Source organism: Collinsella aerofaciens (assembly GCF_032584215.1).
Classification (GTDB): Bacteria; Actinomycetota; Coriobacteriia; order Coriobacteriales; family Coriobacteriaceae; genus Collinsella.
Window position 1 is genome coordinate 1 of record NZ_JAWHPN010000158.1, and the last position, 256, is coordinate 256.

The window sequence follows — 256 nt, forward strand, 5'->3', positions numbered from 1 at the left end:
GCTGACCCCGCAGTACTCTCGGCGCGATGGGGCTTAGCTTCCGGGTTCGGAACGGGACCGGGCGTGCCCCCCATGCTCTGGCCGCTGACCGGTGGGCGGCGCCCACCGTTACGGTGTCCGGGTGTCTCTCTCACGTGCCCTGGGGGCCGCATGGCGCATAGGAAAGATGACTCGGGGGCATCCTCGTGCCCGGACCGCGCATGAGCGCATGTCCCGCGGGCCGCGAGGTGCGGTTCCGGAAGAGCTCGGGCGATTA

Annotated in this window: 1 rRNA gene; it reads right to left on the reverse strand. The window is 70.3% G+C overall.

Going from position 1 to position 256, the window contains the following annotated elements:
• Positions 1-89, reverse strand: a 5S ribosomal RNA gene (rrf, locus tag RX395_RS10205); the annotation flags it as partial.
• Positions 90-256: the final 167 nt, after the last annotated feature.